Origin of the sequence: Brucella sp. NBRC 113783 (assembly GCF_040372265.1) — a bacterium.
Lineage (GTDB): Bacteria > Pseudomonadota > Alphaproteobacteria > Rhizobiales > Rhizobiaceae > Brucella > Brucella teleogrylli.
This window is the reverse complement of the sequence record NZ_BAABRX010000001.1, coordinates 246,366-273,274: the sequence shown is the minus strand read 5'-3', so window position 1 is coordinate 273,274 and position 26,909 is coordinate 246,366. Positions and strand designations below refer to the sequence as shown.

Here is a 26,909-nt window from a genome sequence, read left to right as displayed (position 1 = left end):
AGATGCGCGTAAAAACGAAGAATTAGAGCAGTAACAGCCTAGGCTGGGCAGGTACTGCTTTCAACTCTTCCGGGATACGCTGTTTGCGATCCAGCCGATCGATGAACCAGCGGGTCAGATTGATCCAGACGTCGTCTTTTTCCGCCGCATCCTCGATGCCGTGTTCGAGATTGGGATTGTCATTGACTTCGATCACCACGACACCGTCATCCGTCTCTTTCAGATCGACACCGTATAATCCATCGCCAATACACCGCGCAGCGCGCAGGCCGGTTTCCAGAACCGCTTTGGGCGCATCCGCCAGCGTATAGGTGCGAAAGCCGCCCTCAAGCGGTTTGCCGCCCGTATCGTGCTTGACGATCTGCCAGTGGTTTTTCGCCATCATATACTGACAGATGAAGAGCGGCTTGCCGTCGAGGACGCCCACACGCCAGTCGAACCGGGTCGGCATATATTTCTGCGCCAGCAGAAGATCGCTGTCCTGAAGCCACAGCATCGCCAGCACCTTCAGCTCCGCAATATCCTTCACCTTCTTCACCCCGCGCGAGAAGGACGAATCCGGTATCTTGATCACCAGCGGAAAGCCCAGAATATCGGCGGCCCGCTCCAGATCCTCCTCGCCCGCAATCATCACGGTCTGCGGCACGGCCACATCATTGGCCTGCATCAGTTCGTGCAGATAAACCTTGTTGGTGCAGCGGATCATCGAAATCGGATCGTCGATGACCGGCATGTTTTCCTGCTGCGCCCGTCGCGCAAAGCGATAGGTATGGTTGGAAATCGACGTGGTTTCGCGGATGAACAACGCGTCGTAATTGGCAAGTCGCGACAGGTCCTTCCTGCCGATGGGGTCCACTTCAACGCCGAGGCGCGCTGCGATCTTCGCCCAATGCTTCAGTGACGCCATGGATGAAGGTGGCATCGCCTCTTTCGGATCGCAAAGCGTGGCGACCGTATAACGGGCCGGAACCTTTGGCTTGGCCGCCCGCCATTCGCGCTGCGTATAGCGGTCGAGCGCATCCTCGAAACGCTCCTTTTGATGTTTTGAGAATTTCGCAATATTGGCAAAGCCGATTTTCTGGATACGCGCCCACTCGCCGGGCTTGACCGTTACTTCCAGCGACGGCGCACGGAACCAGTCGAACAATAGCCTGCCGAAACGCTCGAATTCCGGGTTCTCGGCCAGCCCGAAATGGACGTGGATGGTTTCTGGCGCTTTTTCGGGATGCTTGCCCAACGCCTTGTTGAGCATGTCTTCCAGCTCGGGAATGGCATTCTCATAGAGCCGCCGTTCGGACAGATCAATCATCGTCTCGACGGACGGAATGATCCGGTGACCGCGCGCCTCCGCCAGAAGCGAGGCATAATAGCCGCGGCTTTGATAGGTATAGCTCCGCGACAGGTTGATAATGCGCGGGCGCTGCTGGCCGTTGAACAGGGCCGGATGCGCGAGATAATCGCGATTGGTCATGACCTTGTGCGGTGTCGCGCCATTGTCGATATCCGAGAGGCGCCCAACGAGAATGACGCAGATCGTCATCAGTCTGTCCCTTTTTCGAGAATCACCGCTGCTCTCAGCCCATCGCTGCCGAAGCGGGCGATGCGGTCGAAGATGTGGAAGGGAACCGGCACATTGGCCGCATCGGCGATGCTTTCGCCCTGTTTCTCTTCCACCCACGGATCATGAATAAAAATGTGACGGCCATCTTCGCCATGGACGAGCACCCAATGCGGCACCTTGTTGCCGAACATGAGATAGCCGCTGATCAGAACGATCACCGACGCGCCCCGTCGAAGCGCCGTGATGATGTCGAACAAGGTGAAACCGCGATATTCCACCGGAATGCCATAGGCTTCCGTGCGCTGGCGAAAATCGGTCTGTGCAAGCCGCATCACCCGGCGCTTCTTTTCCGAACGCACCGATTGCAGAAACAGCATATCCTCAATGGAGACGATGATGGATGCCTTCAATCCATGCTCGTGCCCGGCGACGGCAAGGCCGAAAGGTTCGCAGCCGCCCGGCCCGGACATCATGTAGATCGTGGTTGCATCGCGCCACAGACGGATTTCCAGCACCGGATCGAGCGCGGTTCCGGGCTTGTGCCGGGCAAGCGCCATCATCAGGCAGGCCGCACCACAGGTGAAATCGGTCGTCTGCCGGTAATAGGCAAATGGTGTTGCCAGAGGCACGCCGCCGCGCACCGTCTTTTCGAAACGCAAGGCGTTGGAATGGTCGGCATAATAATCGAGATAGCGCCCAATCGGGCGATAGCTGTGGCGCTTGTAAAGAGCGATCGCCCGCGCATTGTCCTCGCGCACTTCAAGCCGTAGCAGCGGACGGTCATGCTCAAAGGCCGCCGTCTCTGCCGCCTGGAGCAAAAGCGCGCCGATCCCCTTGGCGCCTGCATCCGGATCAACGGCAATCGAATAGAGCCGCGCCAGTGCCGTACCGTGCCGGAAAAGGATCATCGCATAGCCGATGATCTGGCCGTCAGCTTCCGCAATGATGGTTTCCGCAGTGGGGCGCGCGATCAGGGCGCGAAAGGAGCGTCGGGAAATGCGGTCTGTTTCGAAACAGCGCTCTTCGATGCGCAATAACGCATCGATGTCGTCTGCCGTGGCCTTGCGCGTGGTTGCGCTTGTCATCCCGTGGCCTTTGCAAATGGACCTCAAAGGTCCGGTGGAATGTGCCAACCATTGGCATATTCGCTGGCAAAAACAAGCTCCCTCAGCATGGCAAAATTATGAGTGGTCACCAAGCGTACAAAACGCCTGAAAAACCCAACAAATTCAATCATAGATTGTATTATTTCAGACCACCCGCGTTAACCATTAATTAAGATGTTGGGCGGTGAAGCGGCAAATCGAATTGACTCGCAAGTGTTTCAGATTTTAACGTTTCGTTAATAAAAGAGTTTCCGGCAAGGGCGTTGAGTATGTTTTGCGTTGTTCGCTCGACCAAGAAAATGATGGCAGCTGCTGCTTTCGCGGCTTCGGTGCTGATGACAGGCTTTGGTGCTGAAGCAGCCTCTGGCGACTTCATGCAGACTGGCAAGGTCACCTCGCAGCCAATCGGCCATTACGAATTCTGCAAGCGCGAAGCGCAGGAATGCAATATTGCCAGCCGCGACACCAGCCCGTTGCCGCTCGGTCATGCCAACTGGCAGCGCATTGTCGAAGTCAATCTTTCGGTCAATGAACGCATCAAGCCGATGACCGACGTGGAAATCTACGGCGTCGAGGAATATTGGGCTTATCCGACCACCGTTGGCGATTGCGAAGACTATGTGCTGCTCAAGCAGCGCGAGTTGCAAAAGGCCGGCATTCCGATCAGCGATCTTCTGATCACCGTCGTGCGCAAGCCGGACGGCGAAGGCCATGCCGTGCTGACCGTTCGCACCGACCGCGGCGACTTCGTTCTCGACAATCTGACCGACGAAGTTCTGCGCTGGAACGAAACCGACTACACCTATCTGAAGCGTCAGGCCGCGAACAATACCGGTCGCTGGGTCACCATCGAAGCACCGGACAATCTGTTGGTCGGCTCGGTTCGTCATTAGAGCGGTTCCGGTTAGCACGGAATCGTGGAACCGCTCTGTCAATTTGTTTTTGCGCATTATCCCACGCAAAACCGCTACGCACTTTTGCTGGAAATGCTCTAAATCGAAAGCTTACCGAAATTGAATTCAGGCCCGGAACGTGATAGACAGTCCGGGTCTAAAAAGGAGAGGTCGGTGCGGTTAGCCCGGCTCCCGTGCAACGGCATAGTATAATGCCAGAGACGGGTCCTGACCTTCGCGGTTCTGCGATCGCAATGTGTCCCCTGACCTTCAACTCCGGAGCAATGGTGCGCCGGAGGATCAAGGGTTTGGACAATGAAACAGCAAATTTCCGTTATTACACTCGGTATTGCCGACCTCGCCAATTCGCGTCGCTTCTATGTCGAAGGCTTCGGCTGGACGCCGATATTTGAAAATGACGAGATCATCTTCTACCAGATGAACGGGTTCGTTCTCGGCACCTTCCTTAAATCATCGCTCGAAGCCGACATGAACCGTCGCGGCCTTGTGCAACCGGGGGCATTTTCGCTCGCCCATAATGTGGAGCAACAAGCAGATGTCGCGCCGCTGATGCAGCGGCTGACAGAGGCAGGCGGGACGCTGCTGCGCGCTGCCGACGCGCCCCCGCATGGCGGCTTTCGCGGCTATGTCGCCGATCCCGACGACCACGCCTGGGAAATTGCGTGGAACCCGGCCTGGCGCATCGATGAAAACGGGCTGGTGACCTTCGGGATCTAAGCCCCGGAACGCGACCATCTGCGGCGTGAGCAATCACGCCGCAGAAATCAACCGTTCCGCACCGATGCGGTAGGAAATTGCGCCAGCCAGATGAATGCGGCTGATTTGATCCACCCCATCGAGATCGGCCAGAGTGCGCGCAACTTTCAGGATGCGGTGATAGGCACGGGCGGAAAAGCGCATCTGCTCGCTGGCGTCGCGCAACAGCTTCATTCCCGCTGCATCCGGTCGCGCCACCTCCTCGATCAGATTCGCCGAGCAATAGGCGTTCGCCATCGACGGATCGAGCCCCAGCGCCGCATAGCGCGTGGCCTGCACGGCGCGGGCGCGGGCGACACGCTGCGCCACGGTCTCGCTGCGCTCCGACTGCGCGGGCTGGATCAGGTCGAGCGCCGAGACAGCGGGCATGTCGACACGCAGGTCGATGCGATCCAGAAGCGGGCCGGAAATCCGCGCCTGATAATCCGTCTGGCAGCGCGGCCCGCGCGCGCAACTGTGGCCGGGCTCGCCCGCCATCCCGCATCGGCATGGGTTCATGGCGGCAATCAGTTGAAAGCGCGCCGGATAGCTGGTGCGATGATTGACCCGGGCGATCAGACATTCGCCCGTTTCGAGCGGCTGGCGCAACGAATCCAAAACCTGCGGTGAAAACTCTGGAAACTCATCCAGAAACAACACGCCATTATGCGCCAGCGACACCTCGCCCGGGCGGGCGCGCAAGCCACCGCCGACCATCGCCGCCATCGAAGCCGAATGATGCGGCGACCGGAACGGCCTTCGGTCGGACAGTTTTCCGCCCGCTAGCTCGCCCGCGATGGACGCGATCATCGACACATCCAGCAATTCACGAGGGGAAAGCCGCGGAAGGATCGACGGCAGGCGTTGCGCCAGCATCGACTTGCCGGAACCGGGCGGGCCGACCAGAAGCAGATTGTGATTGCCTGCTGCGGCGATTTCCAGCGCGCGTTTGGCCGTTTCCTGTCCCTTGATATCGGCAAGATCGGGCAGGCTTTCGCTGGAAACCCGCATGGACGGATCGGGCGGCGTCAGCACCTGTGTTCCACGAAAATGATTGGCCAGCGCAATCAGGCTGCGCGGTGCGAGAATGTCGATATCGGCACCGGCCCAAGCAGCTTCCGGACCGCAGGCATAGGGGCAGATCAGCCCCTTGTCTTCCCGATTGGCACCGATCGCAGCGGGCAAAACACCCGCGACAGGCGTAATCGACCCGTCGAGCGAAAGTTCGCCCAGCACCAGATAGGATTGGATGGCGTCTGCCGGAATGGCGCCGATGGCCGCCATCAACCCGACCGCTATCGGCAGATCGTAATGCGACCCTTCCTTCGGCAGATCGGCGGGCGCCAGATTGACCGTGACCCGCTTGGTGGGCATCGATAGCCCGGAAGCATGCAAGGCCGCCTGCACGCGCTCGCGGCTTTCCGCCACCGCCTTGTCGGGCAGGCCGACAATCGACATGCCCATCTTGCCCGGCGCGACCATGACCTGCACATCGACAGGCACCGCTTCTATGCCCTGAAAGGCAACCGTTCCAACCCGCGCGACCATAAGCCCCCACTCGCCACGCAGCACATCTCTAAAGTGAGAGAATGCTTAAATACAACCAGAGGATTTAAGCATTTTTCCCGAAACAGATCAAGAACGCTGTGTCGCCGGCGAGGCCTGAATTTACCAGGAAACGCGTGCGCCTATACGACCGGAAAGAAGCCTGAAGCGCTCGCCGCCGAGGTTGAACTCATAGGATGCATTGGCGTAGAGCGAGGTATTGTCGGCAACCTTGGTCGTGAAACCGGCACCGAGTTCAAGGCTGGTTTCCTCCCAGGACGGACGAAGCCTGTCATTGTTGAAATAGATCGTATCGCTCGCCTTGAACTGATGCCAGACATTGGCCAGCACAAACGGATTGAACGGCCGCTCGTTGATCGTGTAATTGCCTTGCAGGCGCGCGCCGACACGGCCTGTCCAGCTATCGTTATTGTCGTAACGGATGGTGCCGCCGGGATCGTTAGCCTCATCGAAATTCTGATACTGCCAATAGATCTGCGCCTGCGGTTCGATCACCCATTTTTCGCTGATCGCGAATTTCTTGCCCGCTTCGAGAGAGGCCGTCCATTCCTTGCCATGGAAGCTGGAACTATAATCTGCGACCGATTCCGTATCGATGCTGAGCCATGAATGCATGACGATGGCGTCGATATAAGCTTCGTTTTCCCAGGTATGGGTCCAGTAAGCGCCGAGGCTGTAAGCATCGACATCGATATTGCCGATCTCGATATTATTGCCATAGATGTTTCTGGCGCGCATATCGCCCCAGCCGCGCGCATAGCCAGCCATCAGGCCGAGCGTATCGAGCTGACCGTCATCATGTTCGGCACGATAGACCGGCACGCCGAACTGCATGCCCCACTGGTTACCCTTGTAGCGCTGATCTGCGAAGGTGCTGAGATTCTGGCGATATTGATCGCCGAACATGCGGCCCCAGATGACATGCTTGTTTGCTTCATCACCGAACCAGGACTGTTCGCCGTGCCGTTCGTGGAATGTGCCGAGCGCCACGCGCAACAACCCGCGCACGACGGTTGGCGTTGCGCCCAGGATCGGAACTTCGGGACGAACCAGCGTGATGCTGCCGCCATCGTCGCCACCGCCCGAACCGCCTCCGGTCCCACCGCCGCTGCCGCCACCCGTGCCGCCGCCAGAGCCGCCGCCTGTACCACCTCCGGAACCACCGCCAGAGCCGCCACCTGTGTTGCCATTGCCGTCGTCGTCATCATCGCCATCGTCAGGGCCGGGCAATAACCAAATCGGCAAATCAGGATTGGTTGCGTCGATGCCGTCGAAATTGTTGCGCAGATACCAATTGTTCTCGGTTCCCGCCGTCACACCGCCTTGCACCAGCTGGTATTCGTAAATACCGGCGGAAGCGCGCCGCGCGAGGTTAAACGTACCTTCGCCCGTGGTCGCTCCATTGATCGCCTCCACCACAAGGATACCGTTCTGCTGGGTTTGCGCACCCGTACCGCCGACATTGGTCACCACGATGCCGGTGGAGCCGGTCGTCGTGCCGTTCGAAATGACCAATTTGTCGGACGGCGCATTGTCGCTGGCCAGAACCGTGTTCAGCCAGAGCTGGCCCGAATTCCCCTGATAATTGCCGACGATGGTGAGGCTGTCCGATGTGGAATTGGAGCCATTGGTGAGATCGATCACGCCTGCATTCACCACCTGTGTGAGACTGCCACCCACCGCCGGGCTGATGGTCCAGCTGCCGCTGCCAGCGCGAAGATAGCTGCTCGAATCGATGGTGAGCGTGCCGGTAGCGGTGCCGCTGTCGCCAAGCGTCAGATTGCTGTTCATCGTCAGCTCCGACGCATTCTGAAGCTCGATAAGCTCCCAGTTGATCAGACGCTGCGGATTGCTGCCCTTGGTGTTCTGCCAGGTCAGACGATCTGTGCCGAGGCCGCCATTGATCTGGATGCTTTTCAGCTGCGTATCGGTCAGCCCCTGAAACACCGCGACATCATTGTCCGCGCCCATGTCGATGCCGCCGATCAGACCGCCCGTCCAGAGCATGTAATCAGCGCCATTGCCCGCCATCAGCGAACCGGTGACTTCGCCACCGGACAAGAGGAACCGGTCATTGCCGTCATCCTGATTGACCGTCGCACTGACACGACCGCCGCGCATGTCGAAAAGATCGTCGCCAGCCCCTTGCGAAACGCTGCCATTGATCTGGCCGGGATCATAATTGATGATCGTGTCGTTGCCGGAACCAAGCGCAATCGTGCTCTGGATCGTGCCGTAATTTTCCACGAAGGTCTGGCTGGCGCCATTGACGAAAATGCCGTTATTGAAGAATGCGCCGGTGGTGTTGGTGATATTGGTCGCGCCATCGCCATTGATGGTGACGCCATTGTTCAACGTGCCATCATTGGTGATGATGTTCGTGCTGTTGCCGGTGAAGCTGAACGCCGAATTGATATGCGAATTGGCATAATTATGGACCACATAGGTGCCGTTGCCGCTCACAGTCAGGCCGCCATTGATCGTGCCGCGATTGTCGAAAACGAGGCTGGTCGCATCGTTTATGGCAACGCTCTGCGCATTGCCCGAATGATCGACCGTCAGCGCGCCCATGCTGCTGGCCGTGAATGGGCCATTCAGATTGGTGTTCTGCTCGATCACGACATTGAGGCTGCCAAGCCCGCTGGTGCTGAACCCGCTCGGATTACCGTTACAGACAACCGTATCGCCCGATGCAGGCGAGGCAGGCGTACAATCGGCAAGCGCCGTTTCTGTATAGGGGAAGAGAAGAAGAACCCCGATGACCGGTATCGGCATTTTGAACTGAGGGGCGGTAAGGCGCAGTAACGGAAAGGCGTGACTTTTTCTGTTCTCAGTCGAATGACGCATCAAGGTCCCCTCGAATACTATTCGCAAATAACTGAATAGACCGAATTCTGCACTAAAGAACGGGATTGGCAATATTATAAATTAGGGTGTTCTAAATTTGTTGGACGGTGTGTCCCAAAATCGTACAGGGGGTGCAAGCGGCGCAGTCACTTTGATTTTGCAAGTCTGCTCAATCCTATAGCCAGACGAAGCGCATGTCTGGCGAAAAAGAAACGGGCCCCATTGCTGGAGACCCGTTTCACTATACTGGTGGTTCGCAGTCGAAACATCGGCGCCACGGATTTGCGGGGGCCGGTGTTGTCTATTACCGCTTTGCTTCCACTGCGTCCCAGAACAGAGCAGCAATATTGGTGCCGTCAAAACGCTCGATCTCGCGAATGCCGGTCGGCGAGGTGACGTTGATCTCGGTCATGTAGTCGCCGATAACGTCGATGCCGACCAGAATGAAACCGCGCTCCCGCAGGGACGGTCCGATGCGTGCGCAGATTTCACGTTCGCGCGCCGTGAGCTTGCTCTGTTCGGGCCTGCCGCCGACATGCATGTTGGAGCGCGCATCGGTTTCTGACGGCACGCGGTTGAGCGCACCGACCGGCTCGCCGTCGATCAGGATGATGCGCTTGTCGCCTGCGCGCACGTCTTTCAAATAGCGCTGGGCGATGAACGGCTCGCGGAAAAGCTGGCCGAACATTTCGAGCAGCGAAGTGAGGTTACGATCACCATCGGCCAGATGAAACACGCCCGCGCCGCCATTGCCATAGAGCGGCTTGAGGATAATGTCGCCAAATTCGCGGCGGAAATCCATGACTTCCTGCGGGTCCTTGGTGATGAGCGTTTCCGGCATCAGGTCGGGAAATTCGGTGACGAAGATCTTTTCGGGGCTATTGCGCACCCAGGCCGGATCGTTGACCACCAGGGTCTTCGGATGGATGCGCTCCAGAAGATGCGTGTTGGTGATGTAGTTCATGTCGAAAGGCGGGTCCTGACGCAGCAGCACCACATCCATTTCCAGCATGTCGCGGCGCTCAGGTACGCCCAGCGTGAAGTGATCGCCTTTGACGTCGCGCACTTCCAGTTTTTCGAGGCGCGCCGAAACGACGCCGTCGCGCATCGACAGGCGGTCAGGCGTATAATGATAAAGCTCGTGGCCGCGCTTCTGCGCCTCCAGCGAAAGAGCGAACGTTGTGTCGCCCGTGATGTTGATCGTGCTGATATGGTCCATCTGGACCGCGACTTTGAGAGCCATGATTTCCTCGCGATTCGAAGTTGCGGGAAATTTAAAACGGAATGCACCGGCGATATAGTGCCTTTCTGCCGCCGAAACCGTGCCAATTCAGGCTTTCCGGCGTCCACAAAACACAAAAAAGTGTTTGCCATGGGGCCTCACTTCCAAACGAGGCAACCCTCCCCATATGATGGATCACAAATAGATACCCCTAGAATCAAGAGAACCTCATGAAAAAGATTGGCTTTCTCTCGTTCGGCCATTGGTCGCCCTCCCCGCAGTCGCAAACCCGTTCGGCTGCCGATACGCTGCTGCAATCGATAGATCTGGCAGTAGCCGCTGAAGAACTGGGGGCCGATGGCGCCTATTTCCGCGTGCACCATTTTGCGCGCCAGCTCGCCTCGCCTTTCCCGCTTCTGGCGGCGGTCGGCGCCAAGACCAGCAAGATCGAGATCGGCACCGGCGTCATCGATATGCGTTATGAAAACCCGCTTTACATGGCGGAAGATGCAGGCGCTGCCGACCTGATCGCTGGCGGACGCTTGCAGCTTGGTATCAGCCGCGGATCGCCCGAACAGGTGATCGACGGCTGGCGCTATTTCGGCTACGCGCCGGAAGAAGGCCAGACGGATGCCGATATGGGCCGCAAACATGCGGAAGTGTTTTTGCGCACATTGAAAGGCGAAGGCTTTGCGCAACCCAATCCGCGCCCGATGTTCCCCAACCCGCCCGGCCTGTTGCGCCTTGAGCCGTATTCGGAAGGATTGATCGACCGCATCTGGTGGGGCGCAGGGTCGAACGCCACCGCGGTCTGGGCAGCCAAGCTCGGCATGAACCTGCAAAGCTCCACGCTGAAAGACGACGAGACGGGCGAGCCGTTCCATATCCAGCAGGCAAAGCAGATACGCGCCTATCGCGAAGCCTGGAAGGAAGCGGGCCACAGCCGCACGCCGCGCGTTTCGGTGAGCCGCAGCGTCTTCGCGCTTGTCGATGACCGCGACCGTGCCTATTTCGGCGCTGGCGGCAAGGAGCAGGACAGCATCGGCTACATCGATGAGAATACGCGGGCGATCTTCGGTCGCTCCTATGCCGCGGAGCCGGAAGACCTCATCAAGGAACTGGCGCAGGACGAAGCGATTGCCGAGGCAGACACCCTGCTTCTGACCGTCCCCAACCAGCTTGGCGTCGACTATAATGCCCATGTCATCGAAGCGATTTTGAAACATGTCGCTCCGGCGCTTGGCTGGCGCTGAATTGCCGCATTTATGCCATGCCGAAGCTTTTCATTTGGCGGGAAAATGCTCTAGACACAGCGGTTGAATGATACTTTTCGGGAGGAAAAGGTGACGTCCGTCAAAACTGTCATATTCGCCGACCATATCGCAGAACTGGGCGAAGGCCCGGGTTACGATCCGCTGACAGGCCATGTCTGGTGGTTCGATATTCTCGGGCACAAACTCATCGAGCGAAACTGGGAAAGCGGGGCAATGGAGGTCCATGACCTCGGCATGAAAGCCAGCGCCCTTGCCGTCATCGACCGCGAGCGCCAGCTTCTGGTCAGCGAACACGGGCTGTTCATCCGCGAGCGCGCCAATGGTCGTCTGACGATGCATCATCCGCTGGAAGCCGACAATCCGGTGACGCGCTCCAATGATGCGCGCGTCCACCCCTCCGGCGCATTCTGGATCGGCACCATGGGCCGTAAGGCCGAGAAGGATGCCGGTTCCATCTGGTGGTATCGCGAAGGCCAGGTGAAGAAGCTCTTTTCCGGCATCACGATCACCAATTCGATCTGCTTTTCGCCGGATGGAAAGATCGCCTATTTCGCCGATACCGACCGCAATATCATCTGGCGTGTCGATACCGATCCTGAAACGGGGCTGCCGGTTTCGGAAAAGAGCGTCTTTCATCACCGTGTCGATGAAGGCGGCGTTGACGGATCAGTCGTGGATGCGGAAGGCACCGTCTGGAACGCCTGCTGGGGCGGAAAAGCGCTTCACGCCTATTCACCACAAGGTCGCCTGATCCGATCGATAGAACTGCCTGTAAGCCAGCCGTCCTGCCCGGCCTTTGTCGGCCCGGATGCGGCGGTGATGATCGTGACCAGCGCCCATGAAGGCATGAACGACGAGGCTCGTAACGCCGATCCCCATGCCGGAAAGGTGCTGCTGCTTGATCTCACATTGGCGGGGCGGCATGACCCGCCGGTAGCGCTCTAAAAGATAAAGGCCCCTTCCGAGGCCTTTTTCATTGTGGTGTCAGATACCCTCGACAATGACGATCTCACCATCCGCTACGGTCTGGCGAATAGCTTTCGCCGCCTGATATTCCGGCGAGTTGTAGCAATCGAGCGCGTGCTGCATGGTCTCGAACTCGATGATGACATTGCGCGCACGTCCTTGTCCTTCGACGGCTTCCGCCTTGCCGCCGCGCGCAATGAAATTCGCGCCATAGCGTTCGAAGGCGGGTTTGGCTGTGGACACATAATCCTTGTAGCGTTCCGGGTCGCGAACATCCACGCGGGCGATCCAATAGGCTTTCGTCATGCTTTCCTCCTCGAAAACTATTTACGCAGCGGAGCGCATTTCTTCCAGAATGGCAAGGGCAGACGCTTTGCGATCCGCTGCGCCGACAATCGGTCGCGCCACGACAAGATGGCTGGCGCCGGCACGAAGCGCATCCGCTGGCGTCATGACACGCTTCTGATCACCCTTCTCCGCGCCTGCGGGACGAATGCCCGGCGTCACCACCGCCATATCCGGTCCGATGGCCTGACGAATGGCGGCAGCTTCGGCTGCGGAAGCGACGATACCACCCATGCCGGCGTCCAGCGCCTGACGCGCGCGCTTCAGGACCAGCGTTTCCGCATTGTCGGAATAGCCCGCTTCGCGCAGGTCGGCATCATCCATCGACGTCAGAACCGTCACGCCGAGCAAGCAGAGATCTGACCCTCTGGCGGCTTCGACGGCAGCGCGCATGGCTTTTGGATAGGCATGGAGCGTGAGCATCGAAACGCCCATCTTCGCAACATTCTCCACGCCCTTGGCGATGGTGTTGTCGATGTCGAGCAGCTTCATGTCGAGGAAGACTTTCTTCTTCGCCGCAATCAAGCTCTTCGCAAAATCGAGACCGCCCGCAAAAACCAGCTGATAGCCGATCTTGTAGAAGGACACGGCATCACCGAGTTCCTCAACGGCTTTTTCCGCTTCGGCGATAGTCGGCACGTCGAGGCCCACGATCAGCTGATCGCGCAATTCTGTCGTCGTCATGAAATTCTCCGCTGCAATTTTTGTTCTAATCGCACAACGGGGCGCGGTACGAAAGATACCGCGCCCCGAAATATGCAGATTGAACGGAGAATCAGCCGACCCGGCTGATCACGCTCTGACAGACGGCTGTGAGCATTTTGGCGCTGCGCTCATCCTTGAGGGTGCCATCCTCGTTGAATGCCACCGAGGCGCGACCGACCGAACATTGTTCGGTCACGACCTGCGTTCCAACCGCCATCAACACCGCGCGCAGGTGGTAGAGCCCGCGCATACCGGCGAACATGCCATCCGACGTCGAACACAGACCGACCGTCAGCCCGCTATAGGGCCGCAGCGGCTGGTCGCCATCCTTGGAAATCCGGCTGACCCAGTCGAGCGTGTTTTTCAGCAGCGGCGGGATCGATGCATTATATTCCGGCGAGCAGATCAGAAGCGCGTCGTGTTCGGCAAAGAGCCGACCGAGCTTCATGGCGTTTTCGGGAACGCCATGCTCCTTTTCCAGATTCTGGTCCATCAGGGGCAACGGATAATCAGCAAGCGTGATGCGGGTGACTTCCGCACCCTGCGCCCGCAATTCCTGTTCGGCGGCATCCGCCATATGACCCGAGAAAGCGCCGATACGGATCGAACCGGCGAAGACAAGAACACGTGCGGTCATGGACAACTCCGAGAATCAGCAAATACAATCACGGACAGTCAATCAGCCGAGCGGCCTGCGGTAAACCCACAGCTGTGCTGGAGGAACATTACGCATGACGAAATCATAGTGCTGAACCGTATAGTTTCCGCGACCGGCTGGAACCGGCGGCAGAGGTCCATAAGTGATCTGCATGAACGGACGGCCGCGCGGAATGCGCGTCAGCATATCTTCGATAAGCTGCACACGGCGCGCCATCGGGAAGTTGAGCAGCGGCACGGCAGAAATAATACTGTCGAACTGCTGGTCCTTCATGGTGCCGAGCGTGGTGTCGAGATCGAACGCATCGCCCTGGATGATGTTCACCTCGGGATAGGTCTTGTTCAGATGCTCGACGAAATCCTGCGAATATTCGATCGAATAAAGATCGGATGGCTTCACGCCATGCTTGAGGATCGCCTTGGTGATGACGCCGGTGCCCGGCCCAAGTTCGAGAACCGGCAGGCCGGAATGGATATCGATCACGCTTGCCATGCGCCGCGCGGTGATGGAGCTGGTCGGCAGAATGGCGCCTACCGCTTTCGGCCCGTCAATCCACCCTTTGAAAAAACGGATTTCCTCGTCGAATTTCGCGGCGAGTTTCCTGCCGAGTTGACCTGCCATTCCGCATGCTCCCATTGTCGTTATTGGACAAGCTTATGCCGCTTTCAATTCCTTAAGCAAGGCAGGAATAAGGAAAATATGAAAAAAGGGAGCCGTTTGGCTCCCCTTTTTTACTCACCTATTCCCTCGAAGAATTCCTTCATCCGCGAGAAGAACCCGGCTGATTTCGGGCTGTTCTCCTGCGAGGAGAGCTTTTCGAATTCCTCCAGTAATTCGCGCTGGCGCTTCGACAGGTTCTGCGGCGTCTCAATATCGATCTGGATATAGAGATCGCCCACCGCCTGCTGGCGCAGAACCGGCATGCCCTTGCCCTTGAGGCGGAACTGCTTGGCGTTCTGCGTGCCTTCGGGAACCTTCACGCGGGTCTGGGTGCCGTCCAGTGTCGAGACTTCGAACTGGCCGCCCAGCGCCGCCGTGGTCATCGAGATCGGCACCTTGCAATAAAGGTCGGAGCCGTCGCGCTGGAAGAACTCGTGCGGCTTGACCGAAAGGAAGATGTAGAGATCACCCGACGGACCGCCGCGCATTCCGGCTTCGCCTTCGCCTGCAAGGCGAATACGGGTGCCGTCCTCGATCCCGGCCGGGATATTGACCGAAAGCGAACGCTCCTGCGTCACGCGGCCCTGACCGTGGCACTTGCCGCAAGGATCCTTGATGACCTGACCGCGACCATTACAGGTCGGGCAGGTGCGTTCCACCGAGAAGAAGCCCTGCGCCGCGCGCACCCGGCCCGAGCCCGAGCACATGGTACAGGTGGTGGGCTGCGAACCCGCCTTGGCACCCGAACCGGAGCATTCATCACAGGTGATGGAGGTCGGCACGCGAATCTGCGCCGTCTTGCCGGCGAAAGCTTCTTCGAGCGTCACTTCCATATTATAGCGCAGATCGGCGCCGCGTTCGCGACCGTTGCTGGAACGGCGGCGACCGCCACCCATCATCTCGCCAAAAATATCTTCGAAAATATCGGCAAAACCGCCCGCGCCCGCAAAGCCATTGCCAAAACCGGCACCTGCGCCGCCATTTTCAAAGGCAGCATGGCCGAAACGGTCATAGGCTGCCCGCTTCTGCGGGTCCTTCAGCGTTTCGTAAGCTTCGCCGATTTCCTTGAACTTGCGTTCAGCTTCCGGATTATCCGGGTTGCGATCAGGATGGTACTGCATGGCGAGCTTGCGAAAAGCCGCTTTCAGCGTCTTGTCATCGCAGGACTTTTCTACGCCCAATGCTTCGTAATAATCGATCTTCATACGTCCGTTACCCCGGCGGCTGGACCGGACTCCCAACCGGAGCCTTCGTTATTATTCATCGTCTGCCGAATACCGAAACTGGCAAAAGCCCGGCATGGAGCCGGGCTTTCACTGTCAGCGGCAGATGATTACGACTTCTTCTTGTCGTCGTCGATTTCTTCATAGTCGGCGTCAACGACATCGTCCTTGGACGAAGCCTGCTCGCCGCCTTCGGCGTCCGCACCTTCAGAAGCCTGCGCTGCCTCATACATGGCCTGACCGAGCTTCATCGCCGTTTCAGCGAGCGTCTGGGTCTTGGCCTTGATGTCTTCGGCATCGTCACCTTCAAGCGAGGTCTTGAGCGCAGCGATCGCGCCTTCGATGGCCTGCTTGTCGTCTTCCGAGACCTTGTCGCCGTAATCCTTCAGCGACTTTTCCGTCGAGTGGATCAGGCTTTCGGCCTGGTTCTTGGCTTCAACGGCATCGCGGCGCTTCTTGTCGGCGTCGGCATTGGCCTCGGCGTCCTTGACCATCTTTTCGATGTCGGCATCCGACAGACCGCCCGAAGCCTGAATGCGGATCTGGTGCTCCTTGCCGGTGCCCTTATCCTTGGCCGATACGTTGACGATACCGTTGGCGTCGATGTCGAAGGTCACTTCGATCTGCGGCACGCCACGCGGTGCAGGCGGAATGCCCACGAGGTCGAACTGGCCGAGGATCTTGTTGTCGGCAGCCATTTCACGCTCGCCCTGGAAGACGCGGATCGTCACAGCCGACTGATTGTCTTCGGCAGTGGAGAAGGTCTGCGACTTCTTGGTCGGGATGGTCGTGTTGCGGTCGATCAGACGGGTGAACACGCCACCGAGCGTTTCGATGCCGAGCGACAGCGGGGTCACGTCGAGCAGCAGAACGTCCTTGACGTCGCCCTGCAGAACGCCGCCCTGAATGGCCGCGCCCATGGCGACGACTTCATCCGGGTTCACGCCCTTGTGCGGTTCCTTGCCGAAGAAGGCCTTCACGACTTCCTGGATCTTGGGCATGCGGGTCATGCCGCCGACCAGAACCACTTCGTCGATTTCACCAGCCTTGAGACCGGCATCCTTCAGAGCGGCCTTGCACGGCTCAATCGTGCGCTTGACGAGGTCTTCGACAAGGCTTTCGAACTTGGCGCGCGACAGCTTGATGGCCAGATGCTTCGGACCCGTTGCGTCAGCGGTGATGAACGGCAGGTTGATTTCGGTCTGCTGGGCAGCCGACAGTTCAATCTTGGCCTTTTCGGCAGCTTCCTTGAGGCGCTGCAGAGCAAGCTTGTCGTTCTTCAGATCGATGCCGCTTTCCTTCTTGAACTCGGTGATCATGTAGTCGACGATGTGCATGTCGAAGTCTTCACCGCCGAGGAACGTGTCACCGTTGGTGGACTTCACTTCGAACACGCCGTCACCGATCTCAAGCACCGACACGTCGAAGGTGCCGCCGCCAAGATCGTATACGGCAATAGTCTTGCCTTCGCTCTTGTCGAGACCATAGGCGAGCGCAGCAGCGGTCGGCTCGTTGATGATGCGCAGCACTTCCAGACCGGCAATCTTGCCAGCGTCCTTGGTGGCCTGACGCTGGGCGTCGTTGAAGTAAGCCGGAACCGTGATAACGGCCTGCGTGACGGTTTCGCCGAGGTAAGATTCAGCCGTTTCCTTCATTTTCTGAAGGATCATCGCGGAAACCTGCGATGGCGAATACTTCTTCCCGTGAACTTCTACCCAGGCATCGCCATTGTCGCCCTTGACGATCTTGTAAGGGACGAGATCCTTGTCCTTGGTGACCATCGGATCGTCGAAACGGCGACCGATCAGGCGCTTGACTGCAAACAGGGTGCCTTCCGGATTGGTGACGGCCTGACGTTTCGCAGGCTGACCAGCGAGACGTTCGTCACTATCGGTGAAAGCAATGATGGAAGGCGTCGTGCGGGCGCCTTCGGCATTCTCGATGACCTTCGCGCTCTTACCGTCCATAACGGCGACGCAGGAGTTGGTCGTTCCCAGATCGATACCAATAACTTTAGCCATATTTCTCTCCATTCAGCAAACCGCCAAGACCTCTACCGAGCGTTCCATGGGCGGCTCCTACGGTTTTTCACAATGCCCGCTTCAAGGTTGGGTTTCCGGAGGTTTTTTCAAGACCCCTCGGCCTGTCATCGAAGCCCTGTGCGAGGCGTATATAAGAAAGGCGCTTTTTCACTGCAAGTCAGAACAGCCGGACAGTCATAAATTCCTTCCCGGCTAATCTGACAGGTCTTTATCCGGACGATCCCTACAGGGAACCTATAGGTCTACGAAACCATTATTTTTGCCCGCCCGATAGATCGCGTCGATGACGCGCTGATTGGCCTTGGAATTCTCCAATGAAAACAAGGCTACATCCTCGCCCTGTACGACGCGCACAAAATTTTGCGCCTGCAACTGATAATGGTTTACGTCCGAAAACGACCATTCCGTCGCTTCCGTATGGCCTGCGTCGTTGAGCGTCACGCGGCTATGGCCATATTTGCCGGTGTTGAACGGCGCATGAACCTCGATGAAGCCCTTGTCGCCGTGGAAAACCATGAACTGACGCCCGGCAAGCTGCGTCGCTACATAGAAAGTCATGTCGAAGCCGTCGAATCGGGCCGCGACATTGGCATAGCGGTCAGTGCCGAAATTCGGGTCGATTTCGACGGAAGCCTGCACGGAGAGCGGCTCCTTGCCCGTGACCATGCGGGTTACGACCGTCGGATAAACGCCGATATCCGGCAACGCGCCGCCGCCGAGGTCGGGCTGATTGCGCATATTGCCGGGATCGACGTTGAAATAGCTGAAAGCGCCCTGAACATGGCGCAACGTGCCGATGGCGCCTTCGGCCAGCAATGCGCGCACCTTGATCCATTGCGGATGGTAATAGACCATGAAGGCCTCGGCGATTGTGACCTTGTGCTTGTCGCGTGCGGCGATGAGCTGGTCGATATCGTCGGCTTTCAGCGCTATCGGCTTTTCACACAGCACATGCTTGCCGGCTTCCGCCGCCTTGATCGTCCATTCGATATGCTGCGATGTCGGCAGCGGGATATAAACGCCGTCCACCTGATCGCTGGCCAGCAATTCCTCATAGGAGCCGAAGGCAAGCGGGGCACCGAAACGGTCGGCCACGGCGCGGGCACGCGCGTGATCGCGGCTCGCTATCGCATGGACCACGCCATTATCCGACGCGGCCAATGCGGGAATCACCTGCGTGACGCCGATTTTGGCGGTGGAAAGAATACCCCAACGGAACATGCCATTTCCTTTAGTTTCGCGGCTGAACACTATCATCGATTTCGTGACCGGTGGTAATCGATGACATGTTTGACCGAAAGACAAAAGGAAAAATCCCGTTACAGGCGTTCTTTCCAAAAAGGCGTAAATTCACATCCGCCGCAAGGCTGGCGGCGCAAGCGTCAACAGCCCGGCCAGTGTCATGGCGAAGCCAACCCACAGTGGCGCGTGGAGACCATATCCCGCTTCCATCGCCAGACCGCCGATCCATGGACCAAGGCCGAGGCCGATATTGATAACCGATGCGTGCATTGCATTCACCAATGCGCCGGGATGGGCAATGCGCATCACACGCGCCACGAAAGCCGGGTTCAAGGCAATGCCGGTCAGGCCGATCATCACGATGGCGAGGATTGCGGCAGGCTTGAGTTCGGCGAAAAGCGCGAAGATCAGCATGGCTGCAAGCATCACCACAAGACCTGCAAAGATCGTCATGATCGTGTGCCGATCGGCAAAGCGACCGGAAACATAGTTGCCGACGATGTTGGCCGCACCATAGACGGCGAGCAGGAACGGAACCTGCATGGCCGAAAATCCGGCCAATTCCACGGTGATCGGCGACAGATAGCTGTAAACCGCAAAAGACGAGCCGATGACCAGCGCGCTGGTGGCATAGGCCGCCCAGAGTTTTGGCTTGCGCATTTCCGCCAGCTCCGACCGCAGATCGGCCTGCGGTCCGTCACGGGTCGTTTCGATCTTCAGCGCGATGACCAGCGCACAAAGCAGAATCAGCACCACGATGCTCCAGAAGCTGGCGCGCCAGCCGAACGCATTGGTGATCGCCGTTGCAATCGGCACGCCCAGCACGGTGCAGAGCATCAATCCGGCAAAGACCAGCGAGGATGCCCGGCCGCGCAGTTCCGGCGCGACGAGTTGCGCCGTAATGGCGAGCATGAGGCCGAAACTGGTTGCGGCGGCCATGCCGGTCAGCACGCGGGCGGCCAGAAGCACCTGGAAATTGCTGGTGGAGGCGGCAACGCTCTGCGCGAGCGCATAGAAGATCAAAAGGCCGAGCAGTCCGCGCTTGTTCTCGATCTTCAGGGCCAGAAACAGCACCGTTACCAGCGGACCGCCGACCATCATGCCCAAGGCATAGAGCGAAATCAGATTGCCGATATCGGCAATGGAGCGGCCAAAAGCTTCCTGAAGCGAGGGCATCATGCCCGAAATCATCAGTTCGGAGGTCGTCAGCGCAAAAACGCCGAGACTGAGACAATAGACAACCAGCGGTATTGCCCGCGCCTCTTTACGGGACGCAACCGTCCCCTCCGCCGCAAGGGCAGAATCGCACGAATCGTTCATGGAGACGAATCCTATTTATGTAATAATGATTATATAATTCATATCGACTTGTTCGAGCGCGTCAAGAGAATTATATAAGACAGACTACAGAAAGGGAGGAAAAATGGTTTCGCGCGGTCGCCCGCGCAGTTTCGATCGCGATGCTGCGCTGGACAAGGTCATGAAAGTTTTCTGGGCCAAAGGCTATGAATGCGCCCAGATCAGCGATTTCACGGCAGCCATAGGCATTACGCCGCCGAGCTTCTATGCCGCTTTCGGCAATAAGGAGCTGGCTTTCCGCGAGGCCGTGGATTTTTACCGACGCACCATCGGCGCTGCCCCCTTCAGAGCTTTGGAAGTCGCCGCCACCATTCAGGACGGCATACGCCTCTGGCTTGAATTGAGCGCAGACAGCGCTTTTGCGTGTCCTGCTGGCGGCTGCATGATCAGCGTCAGCTCGATCCAGTGCAAACCGGAGAACGTCCCGGTCAAGGAATTCCTGACAGCCATTCGCCACACCAATCAGGACCTGCTTTCCAAGCGCCTGCAACGCGCCTTGCGCGAGGGCGACCTGCCGCCCGAAACCGACATCGCCCAGATGAGCGAATTCTACCACGCGATCCAGCAGAGCCTCTCCTATGAGGCGCGCGACGGCAGTTCGCGGGCCGCGGTGCAAAAGATCATCGACATGGCCATGCGCGCCATGCCCGCAAAAGTAAAAAGCCCGGCTTGAAGCCGGGCTTTTTACTTTTTGCTTATCCGCGCAGCACGCCGCCGGTCTGTTTGGCGACACTTGCCACAACCTGTTTCGACAATGCGTCCAGATCTTCGTCGGTCAGGGTGCGGTCCTGCGGCTGAAGCAGCACTTCAACCGCAATCGACTTCTTGCCTTCGCCAAGCGATGCACCGGTGAAGATATCGAACACCTGAACGCCGACGATCAGCTTCTTGTCGGCTGCCGAAACCGCCTTCACGACATTGCCCGCCTCGACGGTGGCATCGACCACGAAAGCATAGTCGCGTTTGAGGCTCTGGAACTGCGACAGGTTGAGCGCAGGCTTGGTGCGGGTCGCCTTTGCCTTCGGCTCAGGGATCGCATCGATATAGATTTCGAAGCCGCAGAGATTGCCCGACACGTCGAGGGCTTCCAGCGTGTCCGGATGGAACTCGCCGAAATAGCCAAGCACGACCTTGGGGCCGAGCTTCAGCGTGCCGGAACGGCCCGGATGGAACCATTCCGGTCCACCGGCTTCGATCTGGATGCGATCAACCGGCGCACCGGCAGCTTCCAGCGCCGCCAGCGCATCGGCCTTGGCGTCGAACACGCCAACGGTCGCCGCATTGCCCGACCAGAAGCGGCCAGCGCCTTCAACGCCCGCCGTTCCGCGACGGATACCACCGGCCACACGGCGCTGCTTCTCCGGCGTGTCGCCTTCATAGATGCCCGAAACCTCGAACAGAGCGATATCGCCAAAACCGCGATCCGCATTGCGCTGTGCCGCAGCCAAGAGGCCCGGCAGAAGCGACGGACGCATATCCGACATGTCGGCTGCAATCGGGTTGGCAAGCTTCAGCTCCGGCTGGCCGCCGCCAAATGCCTTGGCCTGCGCTTCGGAAATGAAGGAATAGGTCACCGCTTCCAGCATGCCGCGCGAAGCGAGCATACGGCGGGCATGACGCGTGCGAATCTGCAAGGTGGTCAGGATGCGGCCATTGACGGCGCCATGGTTTGGCAGCGGCTGCGGCTCGATCTGGTTGATGCCGTGAATACGCATGACTTCTTCAACGAGGTCGGCCTTGCCTTCCACGTCTCCACGCCATGTCGGCACCGTTGCCTTGATGACCTTGCCATCGCCTTCGACACCGAAGCCGAGACGCTTCAGGATATCGAGCGAAGCGTCGTAGGAAACCTCGATACCTGTCAGGCGCTTTACTTCCGTGACCGGGAAATCGATGACGCGCGCAGCTGGCGCCTTGTAACCGACAACGTCGAGAACCGTTGGTTGTCCGCCACACAGGTCCAGCACCAGCTGGGTCGCAATTTCCGCACCCGGAACCATCATTTCCGGATCGACGCCGCGCTCGAACCGATAGCGCGCATCGGTGACGATGCCGAGTTCGCGACCCGTGCGTGCAATCATGCGCGCATCCCAAAGCGCGGATTCGATCAGCACATCGACCGTGTTCTCGTCGCAACCGGAATGCTCGCCACCCATGATGCCCGCAATCGATTCGGGACCGTTTTCATCGGCAATGATGTAAATGCCGGGCTTCAGCTTGTACTCACGCTGGTCGAGCGCCAGAATGGTTTCGCCTTCACGCGCCGCACGCACCGTCAGATTGCCCTTGACCTTGGCCGCGTCGAAAACATGCAGCGGACGGCCCTGATCGAAGGTCACGTAATTGGTGATATCCACCAGCGCATTGATCGGGCGCAGGCCGATTGCCTTCAGACGCTGCTGCATCCATTTCGGGCTCGGGCCATTCTTCACGCCCTTGACCATGCGCAGCGCAAAGCCAAGGCAGAACGGGTTTTCCGCATCCTGATCGAGAACGATCTTCACCGGCGTTTCGCCTTCGCCCTTGGCGGCGGCTGGCAGCGTGTTCTTCAGCGTGCCGAGACCGGCGGCTGCCAGATCGCGGGCAATGCCGTGAATACCGGTGCAATCGGCGCGGTTCGGCGTGAGGCCGATTTCGATAATCGGATCGTCAAGGCCCATATAGGCCGCAAAGCTTGTGCCCACCGGTGCATTTTCTGGCAGATCGATAATGCCGTTATGCTCGTCGGACAGTTCCAGCTCACGCTCGGAGCACATCATGCCAAAACTTTCGACACCGCGAATCTTGCCGACCGACAGCGTGACATCGAGACCCGGCACATAGTCGCCCGGACGGCCCAGAACACCGACCAGACCGGCGCGGGCATTCGGCGCGCCGCAAACGACCTGTACCGGCTTGCCATCGCCCGTATCGACGGAGAGCACGCGCAGCTTGTCGGCATCGGGATGCTGGGTGGCGCTCACCACCTTGGCGATCTTGAAAGCCTTGAAGGCGGCGCGGTCATCGACCGATTCCACTTCAAGACCGATATCGGTCAGCTTCTCGACGATCTGGTCGAGCGTCGCATCGGTTTCAAGGTGATCCTTGAGCCAGGAAAGCGTGAATTTCATGATCGTGTTCTTTCCTAAAAATCAGCGTTTGAGCACTTCGACAACGCGAAAGCGCTCGCAAAGCAATTCCATATCTGGAGAGAAGCCGCCGTTGCGGCGAAAATAGGCTTCGTGGCCCTTTCGCCATTCTTCCAGCGGGCCTTCGCCCTCCTGTTCCGCAAATGCGGCATCAACCTCATCAAAGCGGCAGACCGTCAGTTCGACGGTTTCGACCACCGCAGCGGGTCGGCCAAGACCATCCAGAACCACATCGCGACGACCGATGACCGGCATCGGCTCGCCGTCTTCACCGAATGAGGCAAGCGCGGCGCAGGTCGCAGTCTTGCGACCTGCCAGAACCAGCGCAAGCAGCTCATCGGCGAGTTCCGGCGAATCGCCAAAGGCGAAAGTCACGGCATCGCGATAAGGTTCGGGCAATTGCGTCATGCGCTGAGGCCACCAAACAGCGTCGGCAGATCGAGCGGACGGAAACCGTAATGGTTGATCCAGCGCACATCGGCATCGAAGAAAGCGCGCAGATCCGGCATGCCGTATTTCAGCATGGCGATGCGGTCGATACCCATGCCCCAGGCAAAGCCCTGATAGACGTCCGGGTCATAACCCGAAGCGCGCAGCACATTCGGATGCACCATGCCGCAGCCCAGAATTTCGAGCCAGTCATTGCCCTCGCCGAACTTCACATGCGGGCCGGAGCGGTCGCACTGGATATCCACTTCGACAGATGGTTCCGTGAACGGGAAGAAGCTCGGACGCATGCGCATCGTCACCGACGGCACTTCGAAGAACGCCTTGCAGAACTCTTCCAGCACCCACTTCATGTTGGCGACATTGGCCGACTTGTCCACGACCAGACCTTCGACCTGATGGAACATCGGCGAATGGGTGGCGTCGGAATCCATGCGATAGGTTTTGCCCGGGATCACGATGCGGATCGGCTCGTCGCGGCCTTCCTTGTCACGGATCGCTGCAAACTTCTCCATCGTGTGCACCTGCACCGGCGATGTATGCGTGCGCAGAAGCTTGCGCTCGCCCTTTTCATCCGGATTGAAGAAGAACGTGTCGTGCATCTCGCGCGCCGGGTGCCCTTCCGAAAAATTCAGCGCGGTGAAATTGTAGTAATCAGTTTCGATATCCGGACCTTCGGCAATCGAGAAACCCATATCGGCGAAGATCGCCGTGATTTCGTCCACCACCTGCGAAATCGGATGAATGCGGCCGCGCGAGGCAGCGCTTTCACGAACCGGCAGCGTCACATCGACTTTTTCGCGTTCCAGACGGGCCGCAACCGCAGCCTTGCGCAGCGCAGACTTGCGCTCCGTCAGCGCATCGGTGACGCGGTTCTTCAGGCCGTTAATCGCCGGGCCCTGAAGCTGGCGTTCTTCCGGCGTCATGGTGCCGAGCAGTTTCAACTTCTCGGAAACCGTGCCCTTCTTGCCCAGTGCCGCGACGCGGACCGCTTCAATCGCCTGCTCATCGCTGGCGGCGGCGATTTCGCCCATGATCGTTTGTTCGAGTTGTTCAAGATCGCTCATTGTCTATATCCCTCTCGTGTCCAAGGGACACTCGACGCCTCTTGTTTACATCCCTGTCGTGCCTTTGGCACTCCACGCCTCTTGTTTGCTTCCCTGTCGCGCCGATGGCGCTCCACGCCTCTTGTCTATTTCCCTGCGCGCCTGCAACACCCACGCCTCTTGATCGGCGATATCGGCACCGGGCACCAGATAAGAAAGAAAAACCCGCGCCAGCCGAGCCAGCGCGGGTTCCCCAAATTCACAATGTCACTTGGGAAGGGCTGGCTTAGCGGACAGCGCCTTCAAAAGCGTTCGGCGTTTCGGTGTTCTTGAGGTACTCAAGAGCCTTCTTTGCCGATGCAACCAGCGCACCGAATGCATCCGGTTCGTGGATTGCGATATCGGACAGGACCTTGCGGTCGATTTCGATACCAGCCTTGGCCAGACCGTCGATGAAACGGCCATAGGTCAGGCCCTGCTCGCGGACAGCAGCATTGATGCGCTGGATCCAGAGCGCGCGGAACGTACGCTTGCGATTCTTACGGTCGCGGTAAGCATACTGCTTCGAACGGTCAACTGCAGCCTTGGCGGTGCGGATGGTGTTCTTGCGACGACCGCGGAAACCGGCAGCCTGATCGAGAACTTTTTTGTGCTTGGCGTGTGAGGTAACGCCGCGTTTTACGCGTGCCATATCATGATCTCCTTAAAGGACAGCGGCTTAGAGGCCGTTAGGCAGGAACTGTTTTACGATCTTCGCATCTGCTTCCGAGAGCACCATGGTGCCGCGTGCATCGCGAATGAACTTGTTCGAGCGCTTGATCATGCCATGGCGCTTGCCTGCAGCCGCAGCTACAACTTTGCCAGTGCCGGTGATTTTGAACCGCTTCTTCGCGGCCGATTTGGTCTTCATCTTGGGCATTTTGCTACTCCTTAATTGCGATCCCCGTCGTGCCTGCGGCACTCCACGCCTCTTGTTATGGAAGGCGTTCGTGCCTGAAACCGACCGAAATCTGTTTTTACTTTCAGGCAGACCAAGCCTGAAAAGCATACGAAACCGCCACGGCATGCCCTGCCGGGCGGTTCGAACGCGGCCTTATAGGCTTAAAGCCCATAAAACGCAATGGCTGAATCAACCGAAATTGATCAATAAAGCCGCAACAAAACCGACAAGACATGGATGTCCTGCAGGTACTCGATAAATTCGAAGAACGGATAGGCTACGAAGAATACCAGCCCATCTATGAAAGTACGATAGAGCCGGTCCGGCTTCACCGTGACCGTCGCGTCGTCGCTATAGATCGAAAACTTCGGGAAGAAGCGTGGAACCTCACGGCAATAAGCGCGGTAAGGCTCGCCGAAATTCTGCTCCAGAAATTTTTCTTCTGTGCGGATGACGATGGAAAAGGCGATATAGCAAAGCACGCCGAAGCCGGCTGCCACGATGATACTGCCCGTCTGCGCGCCGATGCCCATCGCACCGATGGTGCTGAACACATAAAGCGGGTTGCGCGTGATCGAATAAGGACCGCTGCGCACGATTTCCGCGCTCTTGCGCCCGCCGATATAAAGCGTGCACCACAGGCGCCCGAGAATCGCGGCGACGATGAAGCTGATGCCGATCGCCTCAATATATTCATGCGCGTGCCCGACCCAGGCCGAGCGCACGAAAAGCAGCGCGATCACCAGCAGCGCAATCACAACGCCAATCGCCAGACGGCGACGTTGCTGATATCTTCCCAATTCACCTATCGTCTTCATAATTGTTCCACGATTGCCACATTGGTTGCCGCCCATCCGATTGCGGGCAAATTTCCGGCAAAGAAAAACCGCCCGAAGGCGGCTTTTCCAAGACAATTCTGAAAA

The 26,909-nt window shown here is 58.4% G+C and carries 24 protein-coding genes; 5 read left to right on the top strand and 19 right to left on the bottom strand.

Features of this window, described 5'->3' with window-relative positions; translation table 11 throughout:
* Window positions 1–22: 22 nt before the first annotated feature.
* Both ABWW11_RS01285 and ABWW11_RS01280 read right to left on the bottom strand, forming a co-directional pair.
* Window positions 23–1,540: a RimK family ATP-grasp domain-containing protein gene (locus ABWW11_RS01285; RefSeq protein WP_109370084.1), complete on the bottom strand. Its 1,518-nt coding sequence runs from the start codon at window positions 1,538–1,540 to the stop codon at window positions 23–25.
* Window positions 1,540–2,646 carry a peptidase C39 family protein gene (locus tag ABWW11_RS01280; protein ID WP_109370083.1) on the bottom strand — a complete coding sequence of 369 codons (1,107 nt, stop codon included), beginning with the start codon at window positions 2,644–2,646 and terminating at the stop codon, window positions 1,540–1,542. Before ABWW11_RS01280 ends, ABWW11_RS01285 begins: the two co-directional genes overlap by 1 nt.
* A 290-nt stretch (window positions 2,647–2,936) precedes the next feature.
* Between ABWW11_RS01280 and ABWW11_RS01275 the strand changes: the two genes are divergently transcribed.
* Window positions 2,937–3,560 carry a transglutaminase-like cysteine peptidase gene (locus ABWW11_RS01275; RefSeq protein ID WP_109370082.1) on the top strand — a complete coding sequence of 208 codons (624 nt, stop codon included), beginning with the start codon at window positions 2,937–2,939 and terminating at the stop codon, window positions 3,558–3,560.
* Between the two features lie 315 nt (window positions 3,561–3,875).
* Window positions 3,876–4,298: a VOC family protein gene (locus tag ABWW11_RS01270; RefSeq protein ID WP_109370081.1), complete on the top strand. Its 423-nt coding sequence runs from the start codon at window positions 3,876–3,878 to the stop codon at window positions 4,296–4,298.
* 33 nt (window positions 4,299–4,331) lie between these two features.
* Here ABWW11_RS01270 and ABWW11_RS01265 read toward each other — a convergent pair whose 3' ends face one another.
* From ABWW11_RS01265 to gshB, 3 genes are all read right to left on the bottom strand, one after another.
* The gene (locus ABWW11_RS01265; RefSeq protein ID WP_109370080.1) at window positions 4,332–5,864 is read right to left on the bottom strand and encodes a YifB family Mg chelatase-like AAA ATPase; all 1,533 of its coding nucleotides are present in this window, start codon (window positions 5,862–5,864) and stop codon (window positions 4,332–4,334) included.
* A 120-nt stretch (window positions 5,865–5,984) separates the two neighbouring features.
* Complete coding sequence (locus ABWW11_RS01260; protein ID WP_124915143.1) at window positions 5,985–8,729, bottom strand: autotransporter family protein; 2,745 nt, start codon at window positions 8,727–8,729, stop codon at window positions 5,985–5,987.
* A gap of 304 nt (window positions 8,730–9,033) precedes the next feature.
* The gene (gene gshB, locus ABWW11_RS01255; protein WP_109370077.1) at window positions 9,034–9,972 is read right to left on the bottom strand and encodes a glutathione synthase; all 939 of its coding nucleotides are present in this window, start codon (window positions 9,970–9,972) and stop codon (window positions 9,034–9,036) included.
* Window positions 9,973–10,181: 209 nt separating this feature from the next.
* On the opposite strand from gshB, the gene ABWW11_RS01250 reads away from it, so the two are divergent.
* Together ABWW11_RS01250 and ABWW11_RS01245 are read left to right on the top strand one after the other, a co-directional pair.
* Complete coding sequence (locus tag ABWW11_RS01250) at window positions 10,182–11,204, top strand: LLM class flavin-dependent oxidoreductase (RefSeq protein ID WP_109370076.1); 1,023 nt, start codon at window positions 10,182–10,184, stop codon at window positions 11,202–11,204.
* 90 nt (window positions 11,205–11,294) lie between these two features.
* Window positions 11,295–12,170, top strand: coding sequence for an SMP-30/gluconolactonase/LRE family protein (locus tag ABWW11_RS01245; protein WP_109370343.1), 876 nt, complete (start codon window positions 11,295–11,297; stop codon window positions 12,168–12,170).
* A gap of 39 nt (window positions 12,171–12,209) precedes the next feature.
* Here the strand turns inward: ABWW11_RS01245 and ABWW11_RS01240 are convergent, their stop codons facing one another.
* The 8 genes from ABWW11_RS01240 to ABWW11_RS01205 all read right to left on the bottom strand — a co-directional run bounded on the left by ABWW11_RS01240 (window position 12,210) and on the right by ABWW11_RS01205 (window position 20,386).
* Window positions 12,210–12,497: a DUF1330 domain-containing protein gene (locus ABWW11_RS01240; protein ID WP_109370075.1), complete on the bottom strand. Its 288-nt coding sequence runs from the start codon at window positions 12,495–12,497 to the stop codon at window positions 12,210–12,212.
* A 21-nt stretch (window positions 12,498–12,518) separates the two neighbouring features.
* Window positions 12,519–13,220: an orotidine-5'-phosphate decarboxylase gene (gene pyrF, locus ABWW11_RS01235; RefSeq protein ID WP_109370074.1), complete on the bottom strand. Its 702-nt coding sequence runs from the start codon at window positions 13,218–13,220 to the stop codon at window positions 12,519–12,521.
* 91 nt (window positions 13,221–13,311) lie between these two features.
* A complete protein-coding gene (locus tag ABWW11_RS01230) occupies window positions 13,312–13,878 on the bottom strand; it encodes an NADPH-dependent FMN reductase (RefSeq protein WP_109370073.1) in 567 nt (188 codons plus the stop codon).
* A gap of 42 nt (window positions 13,879–13,920) precedes the next feature.
* Window positions 13,921–14,520 (bottom strand): phospholipid N-methyltransferase PmtA, encoded by a 600-nt coding sequence (gene pmtA / locus ABWW11_RS01225; RefSeq protein ID WP_109370072.1) that lies wholly within the window; start codon window positions 14,518–14,520, stop codon window positions 13,921–13,923.
* Between the two features lie 110 nt (window positions 14,521–14,630).
* Window positions 14,631–15,764, bottom strand: coding sequence for a molecular chaperone DnaJ (gene dnaJ / locus ABWW11_RS01220; RefSeq protein WP_109370071.1), 1,134 nt, complete (start codon window positions 15,762–15,764; stop codon window positions 14,631–14,633).
* Between the two features lie 128 nt (window positions 15,765–15,892).
* Window positions 15,893–17,803, bottom strand: a complete 1,911-nt coding sequence (gene dnaK / locus ABWW11_RS01215) for a molecular chaperone DnaK (protein WP_109370070.1) — start codon at window positions 17,801–17,803, stop codon at window positions 15,893–15,895.
* A 255-nt stretch (window positions 17,804–18,058) separates the two neighbouring features.
* A complete protein-coding gene (locus ABWW11_RS01210; protein ID WP_109370069.1) occupies window positions 18,059–19,045 on the bottom strand; it encodes a Gfo/Idh/MocA family protein in 987 nt (328 codons plus the stop codon).
* 129 nt (window positions 19,046–19,174) lie between these two features.
* Entirely contained in the window at window positions 19,175–20,386 is a 1,212-nt protein-coding gene (locus ABWW11_RS01205; protein ID WP_109370068.1) for an MFS transporter, read from the bottom strand.
* Between the two features lie 103 nt (window positions 20,387–20,489).
* Here ABWW11_RS01205 and ABWW11_RS01200 point away from each other — a divergent pair, with 103 nt between their 5' ends.
* A complete protein-coding gene (locus ABWW11_RS01200; RefSeq protein WP_109370067.1) occupies window positions 20,490–21,098 on the top strand; it encodes a TetR/AcrR family transcriptional regulator in 609 nt (202 codons plus the stop codon).
* A 22-nt stretch (window positions 21,099–21,120) separates the two neighbouring features.
* On the opposite strand, the gene pheT is transcribed toward ABWW11_RS01200, so the two are convergent.
* From pheT to ABWW11_RS01170, 6 genes are all read right to left on the bottom strand, one after another.
* Window positions 21,121–23,535, bottom strand: a complete 2,415-nt coding sequence (pheT, locus tag ABWW11_RS01195) for a phenylalanine--tRNA ligase subunit beta (protein WP_109370066.1) — start codon at window positions 23,533–23,535, stop codon at window positions 21,121–21,123.
* Between the two features lie 21 nt (window positions 23,536–23,556).
* The gene (locus tag ABWW11_RS01190) at window positions 23,557–23,961 is read right to left on the bottom strand and encodes an ASCH domain-containing protein (RefSeq protein WP_109370065.1); all 405 of its coding nucleotides are present in this window, start codon (window positions 23,959–23,961) and stop codon (window positions 23,557–23,559) included.
* Window positions 23,958–25,067 (bottom strand): phenylalanine--tRNA ligase subunit alpha, encoded by a 1,110-nt coding sequence (gene pheS / locus ABWW11_RS01185; RefSeq protein WP_319080796.1) that lies wholly within the window; start codon window positions 25,065–25,067, stop codon window positions 23,958–23,960. Before pheS ends, ABWW11_RS01190 begins: the two co-directional genes overlap by 4 nt.
* Before the next feature lie 265 nt (window positions 25,068–25,332).
* Window positions 25,333–25,737, bottom strand: a complete 405-nt coding sequence (rplT, locus tag ABWW11_RS01180) for a 50S ribosomal protein L20 (RefSeq protein ID WP_105543029.1) — start codon at window positions 25,735–25,737, stop codon at window positions 25,333–25,335.
* Between the two features lie 27 nt (window positions 25,738–25,764).
* A complete protein-coding gene (rpmI, locus tag ABWW11_RS01175; RefSeq protein WP_024898386.1) occupies window positions 25,765–25,965 on the bottom strand; it encodes a 50S ribosomal protein L35 in 201 nt (66 codons plus the stop codon).
* A gap of 224 nt (window positions 25,966–26,189) precedes the next feature.
* Window positions 26,190–26,804, bottom strand: coding sequence for a methyltransferase family protein (locus ABWW11_RS01170; RefSeq protein WP_109370063.1), 615 nt, complete (start codon window positions 26,802–26,804; stop codon window positions 26,190–26,192).
* Between the last annotated feature and the right edge of the window lie 105 nt (window positions 26,805–26,909).

Bases quoted from the DNA above. Each gene is read 5' to 3' on its own strand.
- ABWW11_RS01285 (WP_109370084.1), bottom strand. From the start codon at position 1,540: ATGACGATCTGCGTCATTCTCGTTGGGCGCCTCTCGGATATCGACAAT.
- ABWW11_RS01280 (WP_109370083.1), bottom strand. From the start codon at position 2,646: ATGACAAGCGCAACCACGCGCAAGGCCACGGCAGACGACATCGATGCG.
- ABWW11_RS01275 (WP_109370082.1), top strand. From the start codon at position 2,937: ATGTTTTGCGTTGTTCGCTCGACCAAGAAAATGATGGCAGCTGCTGCT.
- ABWW11_RS01270 (WP_109370081.1), top strand. From the start codon at position 3,876: ATGAAACAGCAAATTTCCGTTATTACACTCGGTATTGCCGACCTCGCC.
- ABWW11_RS01265 (WP_109370080.1), bottom strand. From the start codon at position 5,864: ATGGTCGCGCGGGTTGGAACGGTTGCCTTTCAGGGCATAGAAGCGGTG.
- ABWW11_RS01260 (WP_124915143.1), bottom strand. From the start codon at position 8,729: ATGCGTCATTCGACTGAGAACAGAAAAAGTCACGCCTTTCCGTTACTG.
- gshB (WP_109370077.1), bottom strand. From the start codon at position 9,972: ATGGCTCTCAAAGTCGCGGTCCAGATGGACCATATCAGCACGATCAAC.
- ABWW11_RS01250 (WP_109370076.1), top strand. From the start codon at position 10,182: ATGAAAAAGATTGGCTTTCTCTCGTTCGGCCATTGGTCGCCCTCCCCG.
- ABWW11_RS01240 (WP_109370075.1), bottom strand. From the start codon at position 12,497: ATGACGAAAGCCTATTGGATCGCCCGCGTGGATGTTCGCGACCCGGAA.
- pyrF (WP_109370074.1), bottom strand. From the start codon at position 13,220: ATGACGACGACAGAATTGCGCGATCAGCTGATCGTGGGCCTCGACGTG.
- ABWW11_RS01230 (WP_109370073.1), bottom strand. From the start codon at position 13,878: ATGACCGCACGTGTTCTTGTCTTCGCCGGTTCGATCCGTATCGGCGCT.
- pmtA (WP_109370072.1), bottom strand. From the start codon at position 14,520: ATGGCAGGTCAACTCGGCAGGAAACTCGCCGCGAAATTCGACGAGGAA.
- dnaJ (WP_109370071.1), bottom strand. From the start codon at position 15,764: ATGAAGATCGATTATTACGAAGCATTGGGCGTAGAAAAGTCCTGCGAT.
- dnaK (WP_109370070.1), bottom strand. From the start codon at position 17,803: ATGGCTAAAGTTATTGGTATCGATCTGGGAACGACCAACTCCTGCGTC.
- ABWW11_RS01210 (WP_109370069.1), bottom strand. From the start codon at position 19,045: ATGTTCCGTTGGGGTATTCTTTCCACCGCCAAAATCGGCGTCACGCAG.
- ABWW11_RS01205 (WP_109370068.1), bottom strand. From the start codon at position 20,386: ATGAACGATTCGTGCGATTCTGCCCTTGCGGCGGAGGGGACGGTTGCG.
- ABWW11_RS01200 (WP_109370067.1), top strand. From the start codon at position 20,490: ATGGTTTCGCGCGGTCGCCCGCGCAGTTTCGATCGCGATGCTGCGCTG.
- pheT (WP_109370066.1), bottom strand. From the start codon at position 23,535: ATGAAATTCACGCTTTCCTGGCTCAAGGATCACCTTGAAACCGATGCG.
- ABWW11_RS01190 (WP_109370065.1), bottom strand. From the start codon at position 23,961: ATGACGCAATTGCCCGAACCTTATCGCGATGCCGTGACTTTCGCCTTT.
- pheS (WP_319080796.1), bottom strand. From the start codon at position 25,067: ATGAGCGATCTTGAACAACTCGAACAAACGATCATGGGCGAAATCGCC.
- rplT (WP_105543029.1), bottom strand. From the start codon at position 25,737: ATGGCACGCGTAAAACGCGGCGTTACCTCACACGCCAAGCACAAAAAA.
- rpmI (WP_024898386.1), bottom strand. From the start codon at position 25,965: ATGCCCAAGATGAAGACCAAATCGGCCGCGAAGAAGCGGTTCAAAATC.
- ABWW11_RS01170 (WP_109370063.1), bottom strand. From the start codon at position 26,804: ATGAAGACGATAGGTGAATTGGGAAGATATCAGCAACGTCGCCGTCTG.